Source organism: Bradyrhizobium sp. S3.7.6, from assembly GCF_054061875.1.
Genome location: NZ_JBSSEQ010000001.1, coordinates 3648444 through 3669566 on the forward strand (window position 1 = coordinate 3648444; position 21123 = coordinate 3669566).

Sequence of the window (21123 nt, forward strand, 5' to 3'; positions counted from 1 at the left end):
TGGCTTACTCCGTCGAGTCGAAATCCTCTTCCTTGGTGCCGAGCAGCGACACGAGCGTGCGCAGGCCGGAATCGAGCTGCTCGAGCGAGGGCGGGGCGAGCGCGAGCCGCACCGCGTTCGGTGCATGTCCGTGCGCAATTGCAAACGTCGAGGATGGCGTCAGTGCGATGCCCCGCCGGGCTGCTGCGGCGACGAAGGTCTGCGAGCGCCAGTGCGGCGGCAGTGTCAGCCAGAGATGATAGGAGCGCGCGTCGGCCGCGATCTGGTAGCCGGCAAGCAGCCTTGCCGCGGTCTGCTGCCGGCGCGCAGCGTCGATCCGTTTCAGCCGCGTCAGCTCGGCGACGGTGCCGTCGGCCATCAGCCGCTGCCCGGACGCCAGCGCGTGGCCCGAGGCGATCCAGCCGCCGGTCCGGACTGCGCTCATCACGCTCTCGCGCAGATGCGGCGGGGTGACGAGGATGCCGAGCGCGAGGCCCGGTGCGACCTTCTTGGACAGGCTGTCGATCACGATGCAACGGTCCGGCCCGAGCGCTGCCAGCGGCGTGTCGTCGGCGAGGAAGCCGTAGACGGCGTCCTCGATGATGGTGAGATCGAGCTTCTCGGCAACGCGCATGATGTCGGCGCGCCGCGTCGCGTTCATGGTGACGCCGAGCGGGTTCTGGATGATGGGCTGGAGATACAGCGCCGACAGATGCGCTTCGCGATGCGCTTTCTGGATCGCATCGGGCCGTGCACCGTATTCGTCCATCGGAATCGGGACCAGCGTCACGCCGAGCCGCGCCGCGATGCTCTTGACGTAAGGGTAGGTCAGCGCCTCGACGCCGCAGCGGCCGCCGGTGGGAACGAGGGCGGCGAGCGCGGCGGCGAGCGACTGCTTGCCGTTGGCGGTGAAGACGATCTGCTCGGCCTGCGGCGTGAAATCCTTGCGCGCGAGATAGGCGACGGCCGCATTGCGCGCGCTCTTGGTGCCGGTGCTGGTCGAGACGCGCAGGGCGGATTCGAGCGCATCGACGCGCTCCAGCCCGGCAAGGCTCTTGGCGATCATCGCCCATTGCTGCGGCAATAACGGATAATTGACCTCGAAATCGATCCGCGCGTCGCGCGGCTCGCTCAACGCCTCGACCTCGCGCTTGATGTCGCCGGAGATGAACGTGCCGCGGCCGACCTCGCCGACGACGAGCCCGCGGCGAAGCAACTCCGTATAAACCCGGCTCGCGGTCGAGACCGCGATGCCGCGGTCATAGGCAAAGTTGCGCTGTGGCGGCAGCCGGTCGCCGGGCCTTAACGTGCCTTTAGTGATATCGGCCGCAATGGCATCGGCAAGCTTCACGTATTCGAACTTGGACATTATTGCACCGAGAGCAATGTTTTACTTGCTCCGAGTAGTGTACTGGAGCATTTAAGTTCCATCAAGTTCCGCGATTGAGCCGAGGAGAGCGAGAGCAATCCGATGGCAAATGAGGTGCAGGCGCTCACAGCGTCCGCGCCAACGGCACCTGCTTCGCTGCGCGGACAATAGGCCGGAGAAGAAAAATGACCACGATCTCGCAAACTGCCGGGCGGAGTTTACGCCCATCCTCGTCGGGCGGATTTTTCAGCACGCTCGCCAACGTCGCCCATGCGCTGTTCGACCGCCTGGAGCGCCGCTCTGCCGTCAAGACGCTGAACGAGCTCGACGACCACGCCTTGCGCGACATCGGGATCACGCGCAGCCAGATCGAGGACGCCGTCTACGGGCAGTTCAAGGCCGAGCTGACGCGGTATCTGTGAGTTTGTTCGGCCGCCACGCCCGCAAGTCCGGGCGTGGTGACAATGCCTCCGCGTCGTCATTGCGAGCGGAGCGAAGCAATCCAGACTGCCACCGCGGAAAGACTCTGGATTGCTTCGCTGCGCTCGCAATGACAGCGTTTGTTGTGGCGCTCAGTGCCTGACCACCAGCACCGAGCACTTGGCGTAGCGCACGACGTGCCCGGCGTTGGAGCCGAGGAAATAGGTGCGCATCGCCGGCCGGTGCGAGGTCATCACGATCAGGTCGGCCTTCATGTGCATGGCCTCCTCCAGGATCTCATGATAGATGCCGCCCTGTCGCACCACGCTGGAAATGCGCCCCGTCTCGATGCCTGACTCCCGCGCGACGATGGCGAGCGCTTCCTCGGAGGTCTGGCGCTGCTGCTCGTCGAAGTCGGCCGGGACGTATTCGGCGAGCATCACCGGCGTCATCGGCAGCACGTTGAGCAGTCGTATCGATCCGCTCCAGGTCTGCGACAGCGTTATCGCGGTCGCGAGCGCCGGCTTGGCCAGATCGGTGTCGGCGAGGTCGATGGGCACGAGGATGGACTTGAACATCTGCGCCTCCCAATTGACCAAGCTGGGATCAACCGGTCGAGACGGCGCGCCCCGCGCGTCTCAACCCGATCGAAGCAGCTTGGGGCTGACGAACAGCACCAGTTTGCCGCGGCGGTAGGCCACGTCACCCCAATCCTTGACGTCAAAGTCGAAGATCGCAAGCCCCGACGTGGGCAGATTGTGAGCGAGCGCCTTGGCGCCGGCCGGATCGCCGCCGCCCATCAGCATCAGCGCGGCCTCGTGCATGCCGGGATTGTGGCCCACCAGCAGCAACTGCTTCGGGTTGGCCGGAACGGTTGCAGTGCGAATGGATTCCAGGATCTGGGCGGGATCGGCGCCGTAGAGTTCGGGCAGGACCTCCACCTGCGGCGCTGCGACGCGGTCCTTCATCGTCTCCCAGGCAATGTCCCAGGTCTGCCGGGCCCGGACGGCGTGCGACACCAGCACGGCCTTGGGGAAGGGGGGATGGGTGGCGAGCCAATCCCCGATCTGTGCGGCATCCTTGTGGCCGCGGTCGTCGAGGCGACGATCCTGGTCACGGCCGCTCGGCGCGTCAGTCTCGGTCTTGGCGTGACGCAGCAACATCAAACGGCGCATGGCATTCTCGAATCGTTACGCGTCCAGAATAATCTACAGGCGCCGGTTGAGGACAAGGTGACAAGGGCCCGATCGGTCCTTTAAGGAAACGACATGAGCGAGACTTTCACAAGCGTGTCCCAGGAAGAAGCCGGCTTTCGTGAACGCACGCGACTGTCGTTTGATCTCGACGCCGACATCTGCGTGATCGGGGCCGGGCTTGCCGGGCTCTCCATCGCGCTGGAGGCAGCCCGGCTCGGAGCCAGCGTCGCGGTGCTCGAGGGCCGCCATATCGGCTGGAACGCCTCCGGAAACCAGCTTGGCACCGTGATGCCGGGCTTTGCGCTGCCGCTCGCCGATTTGATCGAGCGCATCGGCTTCGAGGACGCGCGCGAATTGTGGACGCTGGCGAAGGAGGGCGCCGAGTTCGTCCGGGCCAACGCCACCGAAGAGAACATGCCCGGCATTGGCCCGAGCGATGGCGTGTTGGAGGTCTCCAACGTCGATGCCGGCGACCGGCTGATCAGCCGGTTGCAGATGCTCCACGAGGATTTCGACACGGAGGTCGAGGGCTGGCAGGTGGATCGCGTCCGCGAGGCGCTCAAGACCGACCGCTACTTCCACGGCGTCTATTATCCCCGGGCATTCCAGCTCGACGGCCGCAAATATGTGCACGGCCTCGCAGCGCTGGCGCGGCGGGCGGGAGCGCGCATCTTCGAGGATACGCCGGTCGTCAGCATCGATCATTCGGGCATCCGCAAGCGCATCGTCACGCCCTCGGCGCGGCTGCGCGCCACCCACATCGTGCTCGCCGGCAACATCCACCTCGGCGCGCCGTTGAGGCGCCTGTCGGAGACGCTGCTGCCGGTCTGGCGCTATGCCGGGATTACCGCGCCGCTCGGCGAGCGCGTGCACGAGATCGTGGCGTTCAAGGGATCGGTGATGGATTCCGACGGGGTCGACCATTTCCGTGTCGTCGACGGCGACCGCCTGATGTGGGAAAGCCCCGAGACCACCTGGGCCGCGCGTCCGCAGCGCTTTGCGGGCGCGGTCAGGCGGCGGATCAGATCGATTTTCCCCCAGTTCGGCGATGTCGAGATTACAGACATGTTCGGCGGCGCCACCGGCCAGACGGTGCACGGCATGCCGCAGATCGGCCAGCTGCGCAAAGGCCTGTGGGTGGCGAGCGGGTTCGGCCGCCAGGGCATGAACACCTCGGCCATGGCCGGGCAGCTGATCGCGCGCAGCATTTTGTGGGGCGACGAGCGCTGGAAGCTGTTCTCGCCGTTCGAGCTGGTCTGGGCGGGCGGCACGACCGGAAGGGTCGCGGGCCAATTGGTGGGAGTCTGGGGCAGGGCGAGTTCCGCCGCCGCAGGCTCGCTCGCCCGCTACCGCGAGCGGGCCCGCGTCAAGGACCGGGAACGCGAGGCGCGCCTCGCCGAGGCCAACCGGGCCGCCGGCACCGGTCCGCGCCGTCCGCCGCCGGGCGTCCGGCCGCGGCCGGCCCCTCCGCCGAAACCTGCGGCTGAGGGCGTGGAACCGGTTCCGCAGGGCGACGTCGTCTCGCAATAAGTTGAGAAAAACCCCGGCCGGACGTGTAACGTCGGCCGTTAGAGCCCGTATCTCAGGGCGTGGACTCCCCGCGCACGGAGAATGAGATGTTTGATCGCCGCATCCTGCTGACGACTGTTGCCGGCCTGTTCGGCCTTTCGGCCTTCCGCTGGCTGAGAGGAACGCCAGCCGAGGCTGGAGAGAAGGCCACGCAAAAATTCGAGATCGAGAAGACGGACGCCGAGTGGCGCGCCCAGCTCACGCCGCAGCAATATGAAATCCTCCGCAAGGAGGGCACCGAAAGGCCGGGCTCCAGCCCGCTGCTCAAGGAGCACCGCAAGGGCATCTTCGCCTGCGCCGGCTGCGACCTGCCGCTGTTCGCATCCGAGACCAAGTTCGAGAGCGGCACGGGGTGGCCGAGCTTCTACCAGCCGATCGAAGGCAATGTCGGCAAGACCGAGGACCGCACCTTCGGCATGGTGCGCACCGAAGTGCATTGCCGGCGCTGCGGCGGCCATCTCGGCCACGTCTTCGACGACGGTCCGAAGCCGACCGGATTGCGCTATTGCATCGACGGTTTCGGGCTGGTCTTCCACCCGGCCGCCGCGTCGGCAACGTAGGTCTCGCTGGAGTCATTCCAGTGCGATGCGTGAGCATCGAATCCGGAATCTCGAGCTTCTCAGGTGCGCAATTGCGCACCTGAGTTCGGTGCTGCGTGCCGCCCCCGGAATGACCCGATGCCCCGGCAATTGTTGCCGGCCCGGCAATTGTGCCCCGGTCATCGGACCTGGGCTTGCCCATTCAAGTCATTGATTTCCTGAGAATACCCGCATTGGCATAACCCTTGCGACTGTCTCTTCCGACTGCGGCCATGGTCGACCGGCCGCCGAGATCGGATCTGGAGACAAAGTTATGGGTATCTTCGATGCAATGAACACCTCGGTGGGTGGCCTGCAGGCGCAGTCCTACGCGCTGCAGAACATTTCAGGCAACATCGCGAACTCATCCACCACCGGTTACAAGGGCATCGGCACCAGCTTCGTCGATCTCATTCCCGACGCCTCGGTGCCGAGCAAGCAGGTCGCAGGCGGCGTGACGGCCAACGCCAAGGCGACCATCACCACCCAAGGTACGATCTCGTCCTCCTCCGTCGCGACCAACATGGCGATCACCGGCGACGGCTTCTTCTCGATCCAGAAGGCGACTAACGTCGTCGACAACTTGCCGCAGTTCAGCGGCGTCACCTACTACACCCGCCGCGGCGACTTCCAGCTCAATTCCAACGGCAATCTCGTCAATGGCGCCGGCTACTACCTGATGGGCGTCACGGTCGACCCCAAGACCGGCAACCCGACCGGCAATGTGGCGTCCGTCCTGAAATTCCAGAACAACTTCATCCCGGCACAGGCGACAACCGCGATCCAGTACGCCGCGAACCTGCCGAGCGTGCCGAACACGGGGGCGAGCTCGACCGCGGCGAGCGGCACGCTGCTGGCGGCCGGCGGCCTGAACCCGTCCGATTTCGCCGCCAACCCGCTGATCGTCGGCACGCCGCCGCCGCCCTATTCGAATGCGACGGTCTCCGGCGCGGCGGCTACCGGCAATCTGCGCTCGGCCTATACGGCGACGACCGCGACTGGCTCGGTGGCACTGCTGGACAGCGCTTCGGCGGTGGCAACTGGCAGCACGTCTCTCGATGCGGGCTTGGCCACGCATCTCAACACCAGCCTTCTCACCAACCTGGCCGGCAAGTCGTTGACGGTCAACGGCCAAACAATCAACTTCGATAACACCGTCTCGGGCGTTTCGATGGTTGCGGGCCCCCCGGCGGTCACTACGATTGGTCTGAAGTCGCCCACCAGCGCACTGATGTCGGATGTCCTCAGCGCGATCGCGTCTGGAGCCGGCGTTCCCGCCTCCAGCGTGACTATGAATGCCAGCGGCAACATCCAGATCACGACCAGCACCACGGCCGACGTGACGATCGGCGGCACTGCGGCAGGATTGCTCGGCGTCAGCAGCGTGACGCGCGGCGGTAACGTGCTGTCCACTCCCGCGATTACGAGTGGTACACAGCTCGGCGGCACCGCGACGCCCGGCGGGGCGGAAGTCCTCTCGACGCCCTTCGTGGTCGGCAACACGATCCAGGTCAACGGCACGGGAGCTGCCAATACGATCACCTTCGTGGCCTCCGGCGCTACCCCTCCGAACCAGATCAACATCACCGACTCCATAGCGACTCTGCTCAGCCAGATCGACACGCTCAGCGGTGCGAGCGGCTCTTCGATCAGCAACGGCGTGATCGCCCTGAATACCGGTATCGCCAATCCCACCTTGACGGTGACGAGCCCCAACAACAGCAGCGCCTTCGCCGCGCTCGGCTTCACGTCGTCCATCTCCAAGAACCGCGGCGGTGGCGGCACTGCCGGCACCGGCGGCGTGATCGGCAACGACATCGCCACGTTCACCAAGGAATCGATCAGCGGCGGTGCGGTCACCGCCTACAACGCCGCGGGCACGCCGGTGAACCTGCAGCTGCGTTGGGCCAAGACCGACAGCGCCTCGCTGGGCACCGGCCATTCCGACACCTGGAACCTGTTCTACCAGACCGATCCGAATGCGACCGGCACGACGGTCGGCTGGGTCAACACCGGGCAGGCCTTCACCTTTGCCAGCGACGGCTCGCTGACCTCGCCGAGCGGATCGGGCATCACCATCAACAACGTCAGCGTCGGCGGCCAGTCGCTCGGCTCGGTCGCCTTCAACATGTCCTCGGGCGGGCTGACGCAATATGCCAGCACCAGCGGCGCGGTGACGATCAACACCATCACGCAGAACGGCTACGCCGCCGGTCAGCTCCGCTCGGTCGCCGTCAACAACAGCGGCCTCGTGGTCGGCACCTTCTCCAACGGCCAGAACCTCAACCTCGCCCAGGTGACGCTGTCGCACTTCAACGGCACCAATTACCTCAAGGCCCTCGACGGCGGCGCCTACGCCGCGACCGAACAGTCGGGCACAGCGATCGACGGCGCGTCGGGCAGCATCAGCGGCTCGTCGCTGGAAGGCTCGAACACCGACATCGCCGACGAATTCACCAAGCTGATCGTGACCCAGCAGGCCTATTCGGCCAACACCAAGGTGATCACGACAGCGAATTCGATGGTGCAGGATCTCTTGAACGTGTTGCGCTGATCGGCGCGTGACGTAACCAAAGGCGGCTAGTGATATGGGTTTGAGTTCAGCCCTCGCCAGTGCGATGAGCGGTCTGCGTGCCAACCAGGCCGCGCTCTCGATCGTCTCCTCGAACGTCGCCAACTCGCAGACGCCGGGTTACGTCGTCCAGAGGCCGAACCAGATCGAGGTCACCACCGGCGATTTCGGCTCGACGGCGATGACGACCGGCGTCAGCCGGGAGCTCGACACCTTTGTGCAGAACCAGCTGCGCACCGAGACCGGCGGCAGCGGTTACGCCGACCAGATGGCCAACATCCTGAAGCAGCTTCAGAGTGTCTACGGCACGCCCGGCAACAGCGGCACGCTCGAAACCGCGCTGAACAAATTCACCACGGCGTTGCAGGCGCTGTCGACCAGCGCCGGCTCGTCGTCGGCGCAGACGGTTGCCCTCGGCGCGGCGCAGGCGTTGGCGAAGCAGCTCAACGTCACCACCAACGGCATCCAGTCGCTGCGCTCCAACGTCGAGCAGGATCTCGGCACCTCGGCACAGCAGGCCAACGCGGCGATGCAGCAGGTCGCCGACATCAACACCAAGCTTCAGGGCTTGTCGGCAAACGACCCGTCCGCCGCGACGCTGATGGACCAGCGCGACCAGGCCATCAACACGCTGTCGAAATATGTCGACGTTCGCGTCACCACCGACGGTTCGAACCAGGCCAATATCTACACCACGACAGGCATCCAGCTCGTCGGCGCCGGGCTCGCCTCGCAATTCACCTTTGCCTCCGCCGGCGCGCTGTCGGCGACCTCGCTCTACAACGCCGACCCGGCCAAGTCGGGCGTCGGTGCGCTCAACATCAAGCTGCCGAACGGCTCGCAGCTCGACGTCGTCGCCAACAACGTGGTCTCCTCCGGCCAGATCGCGGCTGATCTCAAGCTGCGCGACCAGACGCTGGTGCAGGCGCAGGACCAGATCGACCAGCTCGCCGCGACGATGTCGAGCGCGCTGTCGGACAAGACCACGGCCGGCAGCACGGTCTCAGGCCCGCCGGCCGGATTTGATCTCGACCTTGCCGGTGCGCAGCCGGGCAATACGGTCAACATCACCTACAAAGACACGGCGACCAACACCCAGCGCCAGATCACGCTCGTCAACGTGACCGACCCGGCGGCGCTGCCGCTCCAGAACGCCACCAATGCCAACCCGATGCGGGTGGGCGTCAATTTCTCCGGCGGCATGAATGCGATCGCCGCTGCGCTCAACACCGCGCTCTCAGGCTCGCACCTGACGTTCTCCGCCGCTCCGTCGCCGGCGACGGCCACGACGCTGCGGGTGACCGATGACAATACCGGCCTTGCCAACGTCAATTCCGCCTCGACCACCAAGACGATCTCGTCGCTGACCTCGGGCAGCCCGCAGCTGGCGGTGTTCACCGACGGCGGGCAGGCGCTCTACACCGGTGCGATCACCGCGTCGGGCTCGCAGATGACCGGCCTTGCCGGGCGCATCGCCGTGAACACGCAGCTGGTCAGCGATCCCACGAGGCTGTCCGTCTACAACACCTCGCCGGTGACGCCCGCCGGCGATACCACGCGCTCGGACTATCTCTATTCGCAGCTCACCAATGCGGTGTTTTCCTATTCGCCGACGACCGGCCTCGGCTCGGCGAACCAGCCCTTCACCGGCAGCGTCTCGAACTACCTCCAGCAGTTCCTGAGCGTCCAGGCCAACGCCTCGACCCAGGCCACCCAGCTCCAGCAGGGCCAGAGCGTCGTGGTCTCGACGCTCCAGGCCAAGTTCGACTCGACCTCCAGCGTCAATCTGGACTCGGAGATGTCGAACCTGATCCAGCTTCAGAATGCCTATGCCGCCAACGCCCACGTCATGTCGGTGGTGCAGAGCATGATGAACACGTTGATCCAGGCTCAAGTGTAACCAGTACAGGGTTCTGAAAGATGTCGATCAGCAGCATCAACTACTCCTCGTCGGTCCTCGGCGCGCAGATCCGCAACATCAATCAGCAGCTCACCGACCTGTCGACGCAGCTCGCGACCGGCAAGCTGTCGCAGAACTATTCCGGGATGGGCACCAACGAGGGCTTTGCGATCGCCGGGCGCTCGCAGCTCTCCAACATCGCCGCCTATACCGACACGATCACGAACGTGAACGTGAACATCAACCTCGCCAATACCGCGCTCCAGTCGCTCACGACGATCCGCAACACGGTGCAGACCGGCTCCGCAAGCACCGCGCAGGATCTCAACGTCAACGGACAGACCGTCGCGCAGAACACAGCCGCTTCGCAGTTCGGCTCGATGGTCGGCGTTCTCAACACGCAGTCGGGCAACCGCTATCTGTTCTCCGGGACGGCGTTCAACACGCAGTCGGTTGCCAATGCCGGCGACATCATCAACGGCACGACCACGCAGGCGGGCTTCAAGACCGTCATGGCGGAACGCCAGGCCGCCGACCTCGGTGCCAACGGCATGGGACGGCTGGTGCAGACACAGCCGACGCCGAGCTCGGTGCGGGTATCCGAGGACGTCGCCGGATCGCCGTTCGGAATGAAGATCGCGGCGGTGTCCTCGACGCTGACGGGTGCGACGGTCACCGGCCCGAGCGGCTCGCCGGTGTCGTTCTCGGTCGATCTCAACGGCCTCAACCCGAACGACGGCGACAAGCTGAGCGTCCAGTTCACGCTGCCGGACGGCACCACCGGGCAGGTCGACCTGACCGCGTCTTCGGCCACGCCGACGCCGATCGGCAGCTTCGCGATTGACGCGATGACTCCCGGCAACACCGCCACGAATCTTAACACGGCATTGAACACCGCGATCACGAAGCTCGCCAACACCTCGCTTGTCGCGGCATCCGCGATCACGGCCGGCGACAATTTCTTCAACACCGCAAGCTCCGCGACCGGTGCGCCCGTCAACAACCAGGCGGCCCCGCCGGCTCCGGTCAGCGGAGCAACGGCGCTGTCCGGCGCGAGCCCCTCGAATTCGATCTCGCCGGGCTTCGCCGCCGGCGACACCATCACCGTGAACGGCACCACGCTGACCTTCGTCAGTTCGGGCGCGACCGGCAACCAGCTCAATGTCAGCGACAGCATCCAGACGCTGATGAGCAAGATCGACCAGATCACGGGCACGTCCAAGCCTTCGACCGTGCATGGCGGCTCGATCACGATCAACACGGACGACGCGGCGAGCCTCAACATCACGACCTCGAACTCGGGCGCACTCAACGCGCTCGGTTTCGGCTCGACCCCGGTCACCGCGACGCAGCCGCCATTGCGTGTCGGTTCTTCACCGGCGAGTTCGGCGACGACGCTGGTCAACGGCTCGGCCAATACCGTGAAATGGTACACCGGCAATGACGGGCCCGGCTCGCCGCGCTCCACGGCGATGGCGCGGGTGGATGATTCGGTCACGGTGCAATATGGCGCGCAGGCCAACGAGGACGCGATCCGCCAGCAATTGCAGGCGATCGCCGTGTTCGGGACGTTTTCGACCTCGCCGACCAGCCAGTATGCGGGCGGGCAGGTCTCCGCGCTGAGCCTGCGGGTGACGCAGTCGCTGACGAAGCAGCCCGGCCAGCAGCACATCGAGGACATCCAGACGGACCTCGCGATGGGCCAGAACACGATGAAGGACGCAGGCACGCGCCAGACTCAGGCCAAGGCGCAGCTCCAGTCCATCATCGACCAGGCGGAATCGGCCTCGCCGGATCAGGTGGCGAGCGAGCTCCTGTCGCTCCAGAATGCGCTTCAAGCGTCCTACCAAGTTACCTCGAAACTCGCGCAGCTGTCGCTCGTCAAGTTCCTGTAACGGCGCATTAAGACGCCGTTAACCATGCCTCTTTACCTTTTGGTGAGGAGTTGAGCGGGGCGGGGGCCGTCGATGTCGGACAAGATGCAGCTGGTGGTGGCCACGCCGTGCTTCGGCGGGCAGGTCTCGAGCATCTATGCGAGCTCGATCTTCGCGCTCCAGCGCGCCGTGCACGGCATGTCCAATCTCGAGCTCAAGGTGCTCTTGCGCGACGGCGATGCGCTGATCACGCGCGCGCGGGCCAATCTGGCCGCGATGTTCCTTGACGATCCAAAGGCGACCCATTTCCTGTTTATCGACGCCGACATCGGCTTCAAGCCCGAGCAGGCGTTCCGGCTGATCGAATGCGGCGCGGATGTCGTCGCCGGCTGTTATCCGATCAAGCGGGTCAACTGGGACAAGGCCAGGCGGGCGATCGAGTCCGGCCGCGCGGATGTGCCGGCGGCCGCGCTCGATTATGTGCTCGAGATCGAGGATCCCGACCGCATCGTAGTGGTCAACGGTTTTACCCGCGTGCGCTACGCCGGCACCGGCTTCCTGATGATCCGCCGCCACGTGCTGGAGGCGATGTGCCGCCATCCCAACTATGCCGGCCTGCAATTCTTCCGCGAGCATTCGCACGACACGCTGGCGGCGAGCCAGAACCGCTTCGCGCTGTTCGAATGCATGATCGATCCGGCGACCGGCACCTATCTCTCCGAGGACTTCGCCTTCTGCAAGCGCTGGACCGACATCGGCGGCGAGATCTGGGCCGACATCGAGAGCTCGCTGGATCACGTCGGGCCGTCGGTGTTCCACGGCGACATCGCCTCGCAATTCGCAGCCGCGCCCGCGGCAGCTGCCGATGCGGCGTGAGCCTTCCGGGATGAGCGCCGGCGCATCCGGTCTGTCAGTCCCCGAGCGCACATTCGACGGCGGCTCGCGCTACCGCCTGCGCGATCTCTTCACACCATTGGACACGCTGCTCGTCTCCGGCGGAGATCCGCGGCTGGCGCTCGACGCTGGGGATCGCGTCAACGCCTATGGCTGTGCGGCCTCGCCGGAACCGGAGATCTGGAATTTCGCCTCCTCGACGGCATCGACGATCTCGCAACTCGCCTACGACCGCGCCGCGCTGGCGCGCGAAGAGCTGATGCACAGGTGCCTGTTCGATGAGGTCGAGATCGCCTTCGATGCGCGCTGCGAGGACATGCGCGAGGAGTTGCGCGGCCATCTTCAGCTCTCGCCGCGCGTCGACGTCGTGTTCTCGCCGTCCGGGACGGATTCTCAGCTCCACGCCCTGTTCCTGGCGCGTGCGGTGCTCGGCGCCCCGCCAGTGACGATCGTGGTCGGCGCCGACCAGACCGGTAGCGGCACGGCCCATACCGCGCGCGGTCGCCATTTCAGCTCCATGACGGCGAGCGGCCTTGCCGTGCGCAAGGATGGCGCGGTTGCCGGACTCGCCGGCGCCAGTGTGACGTTGCCGCTGCTTCGGGCCGGGCCCGGGATTGCGATGCGCGCCGACACCGATGCCGCGGTGCTGGAGGCGATCGAAGCGACGATCGCGCAAGGTGCGCCCGTGCTGCTTCAGATCATGGATTCCTCGAAGCTCGGCTGGCGCGCGCCGGGCGTGGCCTGTCTCGATGAGATCGCGCGGCGCTGGCCGCGCAAGGTTCAGGTCGTCGTCGACGCCTGTCAGGCGCGGCTCGGCCGCCGCCGGCTGCGCTCCTATCTCGACCGCGGCTATATGGTGCTGATCACCGGCTCGAAATTCTTCGGTGGCCCTGCCTTCAGCGGCGCGGTGCTGGTGCCGAAAGGGTTTTCGCGGTCGCTCGACCGGATTGAGGGGATTGCGCCGGGCTTCTTCGACTATGCCGGCCGCTGCGATTGGCCGATGGCCTGGACGGCGCTGCGCTCACGCTTCGACCGCCGGCCGAATTTCGGACAATGGCTGCGCTGGGAGGCGGCGCTCGCGGAGATCGGCAGCTACTACGCCGTGCCCGGGGCCTTCCGCGTCAGGGCGCTGGCCGAGCTTGCCGCCGGCATCGACAGCATGATCGCGCTGTCGCCGTCGCTTCAACCCGTTCCAACGGCGACCGAGAAGACTGCCGGGGACGACGAGGAGTTCGCGCACGCCACGATCTTTCCGTTCATGCTGCTGCGCGACGGCAAGCCGGCCTCGATGGCCGAGACCGGCGCCGTCCATCGGGCGCTGCGGCGTGACATGAACGACGAAATCAGCGGCAGCGCGGCGGACCGGCAGGTCGCCGTCCAGCGTAGCCTGATCGGCCAGCCGGTCCGGCTGGAGCGGCAGGACGACGCGCCGCAGGCCGTGCTGCGCCTCTGCGTCGGCGCCCGGCTCGTGACCGAGGCCTGGTCGCCGGATATGGCGCAGGCACGACGCAATGTGCAGCACCTGCTTGATCGCATCGCCCATGTCCTGGTGAAGATCGAGCTGCTGCTTGACCGCGGCGCAGCCGCAACCGCACCGGAAAAGTCCGCGTTCGAGGTATGAGATGCAGCATCCAGTTTCCGCGCCGATCGGCGTGACCATGCCGAACTATGCCGACCGCATCGGCTTTGCGCAGCTGACGCGCCAGGCGTTCGAAGGTGTGGACCTTCAGCCGTTGCGCGATCAGCTCGTCACGCGGATCACGGAAGGAGCAGCGCACGCGGGCGAAGGCCTTGACCTATCGCTGATCGTCCAGCTACTCGGCGACAAGGCGGCGGGGCTGGCGATCCAGTCGGAGGTGCTGACCTTCCATCAATTGTTTCGCACGCCCGCTGCGGCTCCGAAGCCCGGCTTGCGCGTGCTCGCCCTTGCGGCCGACATCGACATGGGCGGCAACACGCCGATCGAATTCCTGCTCGAAGGCTCCGATTTCGAGCTGCTGACGCTCTATGTGACCAAGGATGTCGGCTTGCCTGAAACGTTGCCCGATCACGACGTTGCCATCGTGGTTGCATCCGATTCCGAGGAATGCCGGGAAACACTGGCCCTGATCGAAAAGGCTGCGCCGCGCTGGCCGCGGCCGCTGCTCAATCGCCCCGATCTCATCGGCAACCTCGATCGCGACAAGCTGTATCGGCTGCTGGCCGGCATCCCTGGTCTCGAGATTCCATCGACCATCCACGCGACGCGCGCGCAATTGACGGATCTCGCGCAGGGCCGGATCGCTTGCGAGGACATCGCCGGCGAATTACGCTTTCCGATGATCGCGCGGCCGCGCGGCACGCATGCCGGTGTCGGGCTCGCGAAGCTCGACGATGCGCCGGCACTCGCGGCCTATCTCGCCGAGCGCGAGGAGCAGGATTTCTTCGTCGCGCGCTTCGTCGATTATGCGAGCCCCGACGGGCTCTATCGCAAATATCGTCTCGCCATGGTCGACGGCATGCCCTACGCCTGCCACATGGCGATCGCCGATCGCTGGGACATCTGGTATCTCAACGCCTACATGGCGTTCAGCGAGGAGAAGCGGGCTGAAGAGGCCGTCTTCATGCTGGACTTCGACCACGCCTTCGCCGCGCGCCACAAGGCCGCGCTCGACGAGATGAGCCGGCGCGTCGGCCTCGATTATTTCATCGTCGATTGCGCCGAGAACCAGAACCGCGAGCTGCTGGTCTTCGAAGCCGACAACACCGCCGTCGTGCACAACATGGATCCGCCGGTCGTGTTTCCGTACAAGCCGCCGCAGATGCGCAAGATCTTTGCCGCGTTCACGGCGATGCTGTCGCGGCACGCAGGAGAGGGCAAGGCGAGCGCAGCATGAACGAGATCATCCGCAACGCGCAAAGCTCCGTTGTGCAGGCTTCGCTCGATCCGCAGGACTGGAGCGAATTTCGCACGCTCGCCCATCGCATGCTGAACGAGGCGATCGACGGCATCGCCAATGTCCGCGCGCGGCCGGTGTGGCAGCCGATTCCCGACGGCATCCGCGCGGCATTGAAGGCCGACGTGCCGCGCGAGGCGAGCGACCTTGCCGATGTCTATCGCGAATTCGCCGAGCATGTCGCGCCCTATGCGACCGGCAATGTCCATCCCGGGTTCATGGGCTGGGTGCATGGCGGCGGCACCGCGGTCGGCATGCTCGCGGAGATGCTCGCAGCTGGCCTCAATGCCAATCTCGGCGGACGCGATCACATGCCGATCGAAGTCGAGCGCCAGATCGTCGCGTGGATGCGGCGCCTGTTTGATTTCCCGGAGCGTGCGAGCGGCATCTTCGTCACGGGCACGTCGATGGCCAATTTGATGGCGGTGCTGGTGGCGCGCACGAGCGCGCTCGGCACGCTGGCGCGGCAGCACGGCATCGGCAATGACGGCGCGCTGCTCACGGCCTACACGTCGCAGGCTGCGCATGGTTGTGTCTCGCGGGCGATGGACATTGCCGGGCTCGGCACCGATGCGCTGCGCAAGATCGGCGTCGATGCCGATCATCGCATCGACGTCGCCGCGCTGCGCGCGCAGATCGCTGTCGACCGCGAGGTCGGCTTCAGGCCGTTTCTCGTCGTCGCTTCCGCCGGCACGGTCGATATCGGCGCGATCGACGACCTCAAGGCCATCGCTGCGCTGTGCCGCGAGGAGGGAATCTGGTTTCACGTCGATGGCGCCTTCGGGGCGCTCGCGATCTTCTCGCCCGAGCTCGCGCCCATGCTCGGCGGCATCGAGCTTGCCGATTCCATTGCGCTCGACTTCCATAAATGGGGGCAGGTGCCCTACGATGCCGGCTTCCTGCTGGTGCGCGACGGCGAGCAGCACCGGCAAGCCTTTGCGCAGCCGGCGGCCTATCTGCGCCGCGAGGCGAGGGGACTTGCGGCGGGTGCAGTCTGGCCCTGCGATCTCGGCCCCGACCTGTCGCGCGGCTTCCGCGCGCTGAAGACCTGGTTCACGCTGAAGACGTTCGGCACCGACCGGCTGGGTGCGGTGATCGCGCGAAGCTGCGCGCTGGCGAAGTATCTGGAGACGCGCGTGCTGGCCGAGCCGCGGCTGGAATTGCTGGCACCGGTGAACCTCAACATCGTCTGCTTCCGCTACCGCGCCGACGATGCGGTCAATCGCGAGATCGTCGCCGATGTCCAGGAGTCCGGCGTTGCGGCGCCCTCGAGCACGACGCTGCACGGCAGGTTCGCGATCCGCGCTGCCATCGTCAATCACCGTACCGACGAGACGGACATCGACGCGCTTGTGGCTGCGGTGCTCGAGTTCGGCGCGCGGCGGACCGGCGATGGTCTGATCGAGATCGAGGCGCCGCCGCTGGCGGCGCAGTGACCAGGAACGCAGGTGAAACGACAACGGCCCCGGAGATGATCCGGGGCCGTTGTCGTTCGGGCAGGCTGATGCGTGCCGATCAGGCGGCCGAGCTGACGTCGCCCTTGGGATGCGTCGCTTGGTACTGGTCCCGCAGCTTCTCTTCATAGGCGATCAGCTTGCGGGCATCCTTCAGCGCCCGGTAGAGATCGCCGCTCATGATGTTGTTGTTGATGCTTTCGATGATCGGCCAGGCGCTCGGCACCGCGGTGACGATGTCGCGCACAAGGTTGAAGTAGGTGCCGTGCTGGCTCTGCGGATCCGGCGAGATGTACATGAGCTGGACCGCGAGATAGACGAGCTTGGCCGGCGTGTCGGCGGTCTCCGGCGTGAGGATGTCGCGCTCGCGCAGGATCGGCACGTTGTCGCCGTCGATCAGGAGGCGGGCGCGCTGGTCGGTGTTGGTTATCACCGAATTGCCGACGATGATGCGTTCGTGCGGTTTGAGCTCAACCTTGAGAGCCATGCCTGTTCTCCATCAACCCTTTTACAACGATCCGTCGCGGCGTTCGTGCGATGAGGGCGATCGTTCGTGATTTGGAGCCGATCCTTGCGCAACATGGTTAACAGGTCGTAAACGACGGCGCCGGGGATGGAAAATGCAACAATTTCAAGGCCGATAGCGGCATGTCCAGCCGTCTGCCGCGGCCTCGAAGGGGGCTTCCGGCGTCGCGGCGGGAAAAACTGCGGGTTTCATTTCACGGATTGTTAGAGGCTTGGACGCACGGTCCGGCGGTCGTCTGATCAATTGGTCAGATAGGACGCGTAGCTACCAGAAAGGTAACAGTATGTCCGTCGTTCTCTCCGCATCGGTTCGCCAGAACCTGCTCTCCCTCCAGTCCACCGCCGACCTCCTCGCCACCACCCAGTCCCGTCTGTCGACTGGCCGCAAGGTGAACTCGGCTCTGGATAATCCCACCAACTTCTTCACCGCCCAGGGCCTTGATAACCGCGCCAGCGACATCGGCAATCTGCTCGATGGCATCGGCAACGGCGTTCAGGTTCTCCAGGCAGCCAACACCGGCATCACCTCGCTGCAGAAGCTGGTGGACAGCGCCAAGTCGATCGCCAACCAGGTGCTGCAGAGCCCGACGGGCTACTCCACCAAGTCGACCGTGACCTCGACCGCCATCACCGGCGCGACCGCCAGCAACCTGCTGGGTACCGCTTATACCAACAGCACCGTCGCCGGCACCGCCGTGCTGAACGACAACACCGGCACTGCGGTCAACATCACCGCTTCCACCCAGCTGGTTGGCACCGCGGGCGCGACGTCCGACGACCTTGCTACGGCCATCACCAACGGCTCGGTCCTGACGGTCAACGGCAAGAACATCACGTTCTCGACCGCGCAGACCACTTCGACCACCGACACCGCCGGCAACGTCACCATCGGCATCGGCACGGGCAGCACCTTGACGGTGCAGAGCGTGCTGAGCGCGATCGACGGCATCACCGGCACCGGCACCGCCTCGACCGTCGCGGCTGGTAAGCTCACGCTGAGCACCGGCACGACCTCGGATCTCACGATCGCGGGTTCGGGCAACGTGCTCGCGGCGCTCGGTCTCACCGCCGGCACCACCGCCCGCGTCCCGCCCGCCATCTCGGGCCAGACGCTGACGATCGCAGCCACCGGCGGCGGCACGCCCACCAGCATCACCTTCGGCACCGGCACCGGCCAGGTCTCGACGCTGAACGGGCTCAATTCGGCGCTGGCGGCCAACAACCTGCAGGCCTCGATCGACTCGACCGGCGTGATCTCCATCACGACCACGAACGACGCGGCCTCCTCGACGATCGGCACGCTCGGCGGCTCGGCCTTTACCGCCACCGGTCCGTTCCACAGCGCTGCCATCGCGGCTCCGGTTGCCGATCCGACCTCGCAGACGCAGCGTGCAGGCCTGGTTGCGCAGTACAACAACGTGCTCGCGCAGATCAACACGACCGCGCAGGATGCCTCCTTCAACGGCGTCAACCTGCTCAACGGCGACACGCTGAAGCTGACGTTCAACGAAACCGGCAAGTCGACGCTGAGCATCACCGGTGTGACCTTCAACACCGCGGGTCTCAACATCTCGACCCTCGCCTCGGGCACCGACTTCCTGGACAACGCTTCGGCCAACAAGGTCCTGACCTCGCTCAATGCCGCCAGCAGCACGCTGCGTTCGGAAGCATCGACGCTGGGTTCGAACCTGTCGGTCGTGCAGATCCGTCAGGACTTCAACAAGAACCTGATCAACGTCCTGCAGACCGGTTCGTCAAACCTGACGCTGGCCGACACCAACGAGGAAGCGGCCAACAGCCAGGCGCTGTCGACCCGCCAGTCGATCGCGGTCTCGGCGCTGTCGCTGGCCAACCAGTCGCAGCAGAGCGTGTTGCAGCTCCTGCGCTGATACGCGACGAAAATCGTCAAACAAGGCATTACGGCGGGGCTTTTGCCCCGCCGTTTTTTTGCGCGTGACGCGGCGTGAGCCGGGTTTCAGGGAACCCTGGCCGGTTAATACCTTGTTAACCCTGTGGCTTAAGCCGCCATTAACCTTAATTTAAAGGAGTGCGTCTAGAACTAGACAAAAGCCCATTTGCCAGACCGGCGGGCTCCGATCCGTACGCGTCGCGCTCCAAGAGGAAGATCTGCCAATGTCCAACATCGTTCTCTCGGCATCAGTCCGCCAGAACCTGTTGTCGCTGCAGTCGACAGCCGACCTGCTCGCTACCACGCAAGGACGCCTTTCGACCGGCAAGAAGGTGAACACGGCGCTTGATAACCCCACCAACTTCTTCACCGCACAGGGGCTCGACAATCGCGCCAGCGACATCAGCAATCTCCTGGATGGCATCAGCAACGGCGTGCAGGTGCTGCAGGCCGCCAACACCGGCATCACCTCGCTGCAAAAGCTGGTCGACAGCGCCAAATCGATCGCCAGCCAGGTACTGCAGAGCCCGACGGGGTACTCGCCCAAATCCAACGTGACGTCGGCCGCGGTCCCCGGTGCGACCGCCAACAACCTGCTGGGCACGGCATACACCAACAACACGGTCACCGGCACCGTCGTCAACAATGACGATACGAGCGGCGCGGCGCCGATCACGGGCGCGACCAAGCTGGTCGGTACCGCCGGTGCAGGTTCGGACGATCTCGGTACGACCATCACCAACGGTTCGGTCCTGACTGTCGACGGCAAGACGATCACCTTCTCGACCGCGCAAACCACCTCGACCACCGACTCGTTCGGCAACGTCACGATCGGCATCGGTGCGGGCAGCACACTCACGGTGCAGTCGGTACTGAGCGCGATCGACGGCATCACGGGTACGGGCACGGCCTCGACAGTTTCCGGCGGCAAGCTCGTGCTCAGCACCGGCACGAGCCAGGATCTGGCGATCTCCGGCTCGGGCAACGTGCTCACGGCGCTCGGCCTCACTGCCGGCACCACCGCCCGCGTTCCGCCCCCGCTCAGCGGCAAGACGTTGACGATCGGTCCGACCGGCGGCGGCACCGCCACCAGCATCACCTTCGGTGCCGGCGTCGGGCAGGTTTCCACGCTCAATCAACTCAACGCGGCGCTGGCGGCGAACAACCTGCAGGCAACGATCGACACGACCGGTCATCTCAACATCGTGACCTCCAACGACTCGGCGTCCTCGACGATCGGCGCAATCGGCGGCACGGCCGCGGCGAGCGGCCAGCCCTTCTATGGCCTGATCGCGCAGGCGCCCACCGTCGACCCGGATTCGCAAGCCACGCGCGCCAATCTGGTCGGGCAGTACAACAACGTGCTCGCGCAAATCAACACCACGGCGCAGGACTCTTCCTACAACGGCGTGAATCTGCTGAACGGCGATACGCTCAAGCTCGTGTTCAACGAAACCGGGCGTTCGACGCTGAACATTCAGGGCGTCACCTTCAACGACGCCGGCCTCAACCTTGCTCCCTTGACCTCGGGCGTTGATTTCCTGGACTCGAAATCGGCGAACGCTATTCTGACTTCGCTCAACTCGGCCAGCACCACGCTGCGTGCCGAGGCGTCGACGCTCGGTTCGAACCTGTCGATCGTGCAGATCCGTCAGGACTTCAGCAAGAACCTGATCAACGTGCTGCAGACCGGCTCGTCGAGCCTGACGCTTGCGGACACCAACGAGGAAGCGGCCAACAGCCAGGCGCTCTCGACGCGTCAGTCGATCGCAGTCTCCGCGCTGTCGCTCGCCAACCAGTCGCAGCAGAGCGTGCTTCAGCTCCTCCGCTAACCGCGACGCTGACGTACACGATGAATCATTCAACGGCGAAGCCTAGGCTTCGCCGTTGTTTTGAGCGAGATCGCTAACTGTCGATTAGCTCAGATCAGCGCATGATGGATGCAATC

16 protein-coding genes are annotated in these 21123 nt (G+C 65.4%); 12 read left to right on the top strand and 4 right to left on the bottom strand.

All coding sequences use genetic code 11. The annotated features are described in order from the left end of the window. Positions 1-4 precede the first annotated feature (4 nt). Positions 5-1348 (bottom strand): aminotransferase-like domain-containing protein, encoded by a 1344-nt coding sequence (locus tag ACVJ5M_RS17145; RefSeq protein WP_014493975.1) that lies wholly within the window; start codon positions 1346-1348, stop codon positions 5-7. A 185-nt stretch (positions 1349-1533) separates the two neighbouring features. Between ACVJ5M_RS17145 and ACVJ5M_RS17150 the strand changes: the two genes are divergently transcribed. Continuing rightward, positions 1534-1770, top strand: a complete 237-nt coding sequence (locus ACVJ5M_RS17150; protein ID WP_071912174.1) for a DUF1127 domain-containing protein — start codon at positions 1534-1536, stop codon at positions 1768-1770. Between the two features lie 150 nt (positions 1771-1920). Here ACVJ5M_RS17150 and ACVJ5M_RS17155 read toward each other — a convergent pair whose 3' ends face one another. Both ACVJ5M_RS17155 and ACVJ5M_RS17160 read right to left on the bottom strand, forming a co-directional pair. Beyond that, complete coding sequence (locus tag ACVJ5M_RS17155; protein ID WP_071917342.1) at positions 1921-2346, bottom strand: universal stress protein; 426 nt, start codon at positions 2344-2346, stop codon at positions 1921-1923. Positions 2347-2406: 60 nt separating this feature from the next. Next, the gene (locus ACVJ5M_RS17160; RefSeq protein WP_038956013.1) at positions 2407-2943 is read right to left on the bottom strand and encodes a SixA phosphatase family protein; all 537 of its coding nucleotides are present in this window, start codon (positions 2941-2943) and stop codon (positions 2407-2409) included. 93 nt (positions 2944-3036) lie between these two features. Between ACVJ5M_RS17160 and ACVJ5M_RS17165 the strand changes: the two genes are divergently transcribed. From ACVJ5M_RS17165 to ACVJ5M_RS17205, 9 genes are all read left to right on the top strand, one after another. Beyond that, on the top strand, positions 3037-4494 hold the full coding sequence (locus ACVJ5M_RS17165; protein ID WP_354099785.1) for an NAD(P)/FAD-dependent oxidoreductase: 1458 nt from the start codon (positions 3037-3039) through the stop codon (positions 4492-4494). A gap of 86 nt (positions 4495-4580) precedes the next feature. Next, positions 4581-5093 carry a peptide-methionine (R)-S-oxide reductase MsrB gene (gene msrB / locus ACVJ5M_RS17170; protein ID WP_231142319.1) on the top strand — a complete coding sequence of 171 codons (513 nt, stop codon included), beginning with the start codon at positions 4581-4583 and terminating at the stop codon, positions 5091-5093. A 292-nt stretch (positions 5094-5385) separates the two neighbouring features. Next, on the top strand, positions 5386-7665 hold the full coding sequence (locus tag ACVJ5M_RS17175) for a flagellar hook-basal body complex protein (protein ID WP_354099784.1): 2280 nt from the start codon (positions 5386-5388) through the stop codon (positions 7663-7665). Positions 7666-7699: 34 nt separating this feature from the next. Further along, positions 7700-9583 (top strand): flagellar hook-associated protein FlgK, encoded by a 1884-nt coding sequence (gene flgK / locus ACVJ5M_RS17180; RefSeq protein ID WP_354097385.1) that lies wholly within the window; start codon positions 7700-7702, stop codon positions 9581-9583. A 20-nt stretch (positions 9584-9603) separates the two neighbouring features. Then, positions 9604-11478 (top strand): flagellar protein, encoded by a 1875-nt coding sequence (locus ACVJ5M_RS17185; RefSeq protein ID WP_354099783.1) that lies wholly within the window; start codon positions 9604-9606, stop codon positions 11476-11478. A gap of 72 nt (positions 11479-11550) precedes the next feature. Continuing rightward, complete coding sequence (locus ACVJ5M_RS17190) at positions 11551-12333, top strand: methylenetetrahydrofolate reductase (protein WP_354099782.1); 783 nt, start codon at positions 11551-11553, stop codon at positions 12331-12333. Next, the gene (locus tag ACVJ5M_RS17195) at positions 12323-13972 is read left to right on the top strand and encodes a hypothetical protein (RefSeq protein ID WP_354099781.1); all 1650 of its coding nucleotides are present in this window, start codon (positions 12323-12325) and stop codon (positions 13970-13972) included. The genes ACVJ5M_RS17190 and ACVJ5M_RS17195 overlap by 11 nt, the downstream gene beginning before the upstream one ends. A 1-nt stretch (position 13973) precedes the next feature. Then, positions 13974-15227 carry an ATP-grasp domain-containing protein gene (locus ACVJ5M_RS17200; RefSeq protein WP_354099780.1) on the top strand — a complete coding sequence of 418 codons (1254 nt, stop codon included), beginning with the start codon at positions 13974-13976 and terminating at the stop codon, positions 15225-15227. Further along, the gene (locus ACVJ5M_RS17205; protein WP_354099779.1) at positions 15224-16723 is read left to right on the top strand and encodes a pyridoxal phosphate-dependent decarboxylase family protein; all 1500 of its coding nucleotides are present in this window, start codon (positions 15224-15226) and stop codon (positions 16721-16723) included. The genes ACVJ5M_RS17200 and ACVJ5M_RS17205 overlap by 4 nt, the downstream gene beginning before the upstream one ends. 79 nt (positions 16724-16802) lie before the next feature. On the opposite strand, the gene flbT is transcribed toward ACVJ5M_RS17205, so the two are convergent. Then, entirely contained in the window at positions 16803-17228 is a 426-nt protein-coding gene (gene flbT, locus ACVJ5M_RS17210) for a flagellar biosynthesis repressor FlbT (protein ID WP_071912194.1), read from the bottom strand. 322 nt (positions 17229-17550) lie between these two features. Between flbT and ACVJ5M_RS17215 the strand changes: the two genes are divergently transcribed. Together ACVJ5M_RS17215 and ACVJ5M_RS17220 are read left to right on the top strand one after the other, a co-directional pair. After that, on the top strand, positions 17551-19155 hold the full coding sequence (locus tag ACVJ5M_RS17215) for a flagellin N-terminal helical domain-containing protein (RefSeq protein ID WP_063982267.1): 1605 nt from the start codon (positions 17551-17553) through the stop codon (positions 19153-19155). 244 nt (positions 19156-19399) lie between these two features. Further along, entirely contained in the window at positions 19400-21007 is a 1608-nt protein-coding gene (locus ACVJ5M_RS17220) for a flagellin N-terminal helical domain-containing protein (RefSeq protein WP_071912196.1), read from the top strand. Positions 21008-21123: the final 116 nt, after the last annotated feature.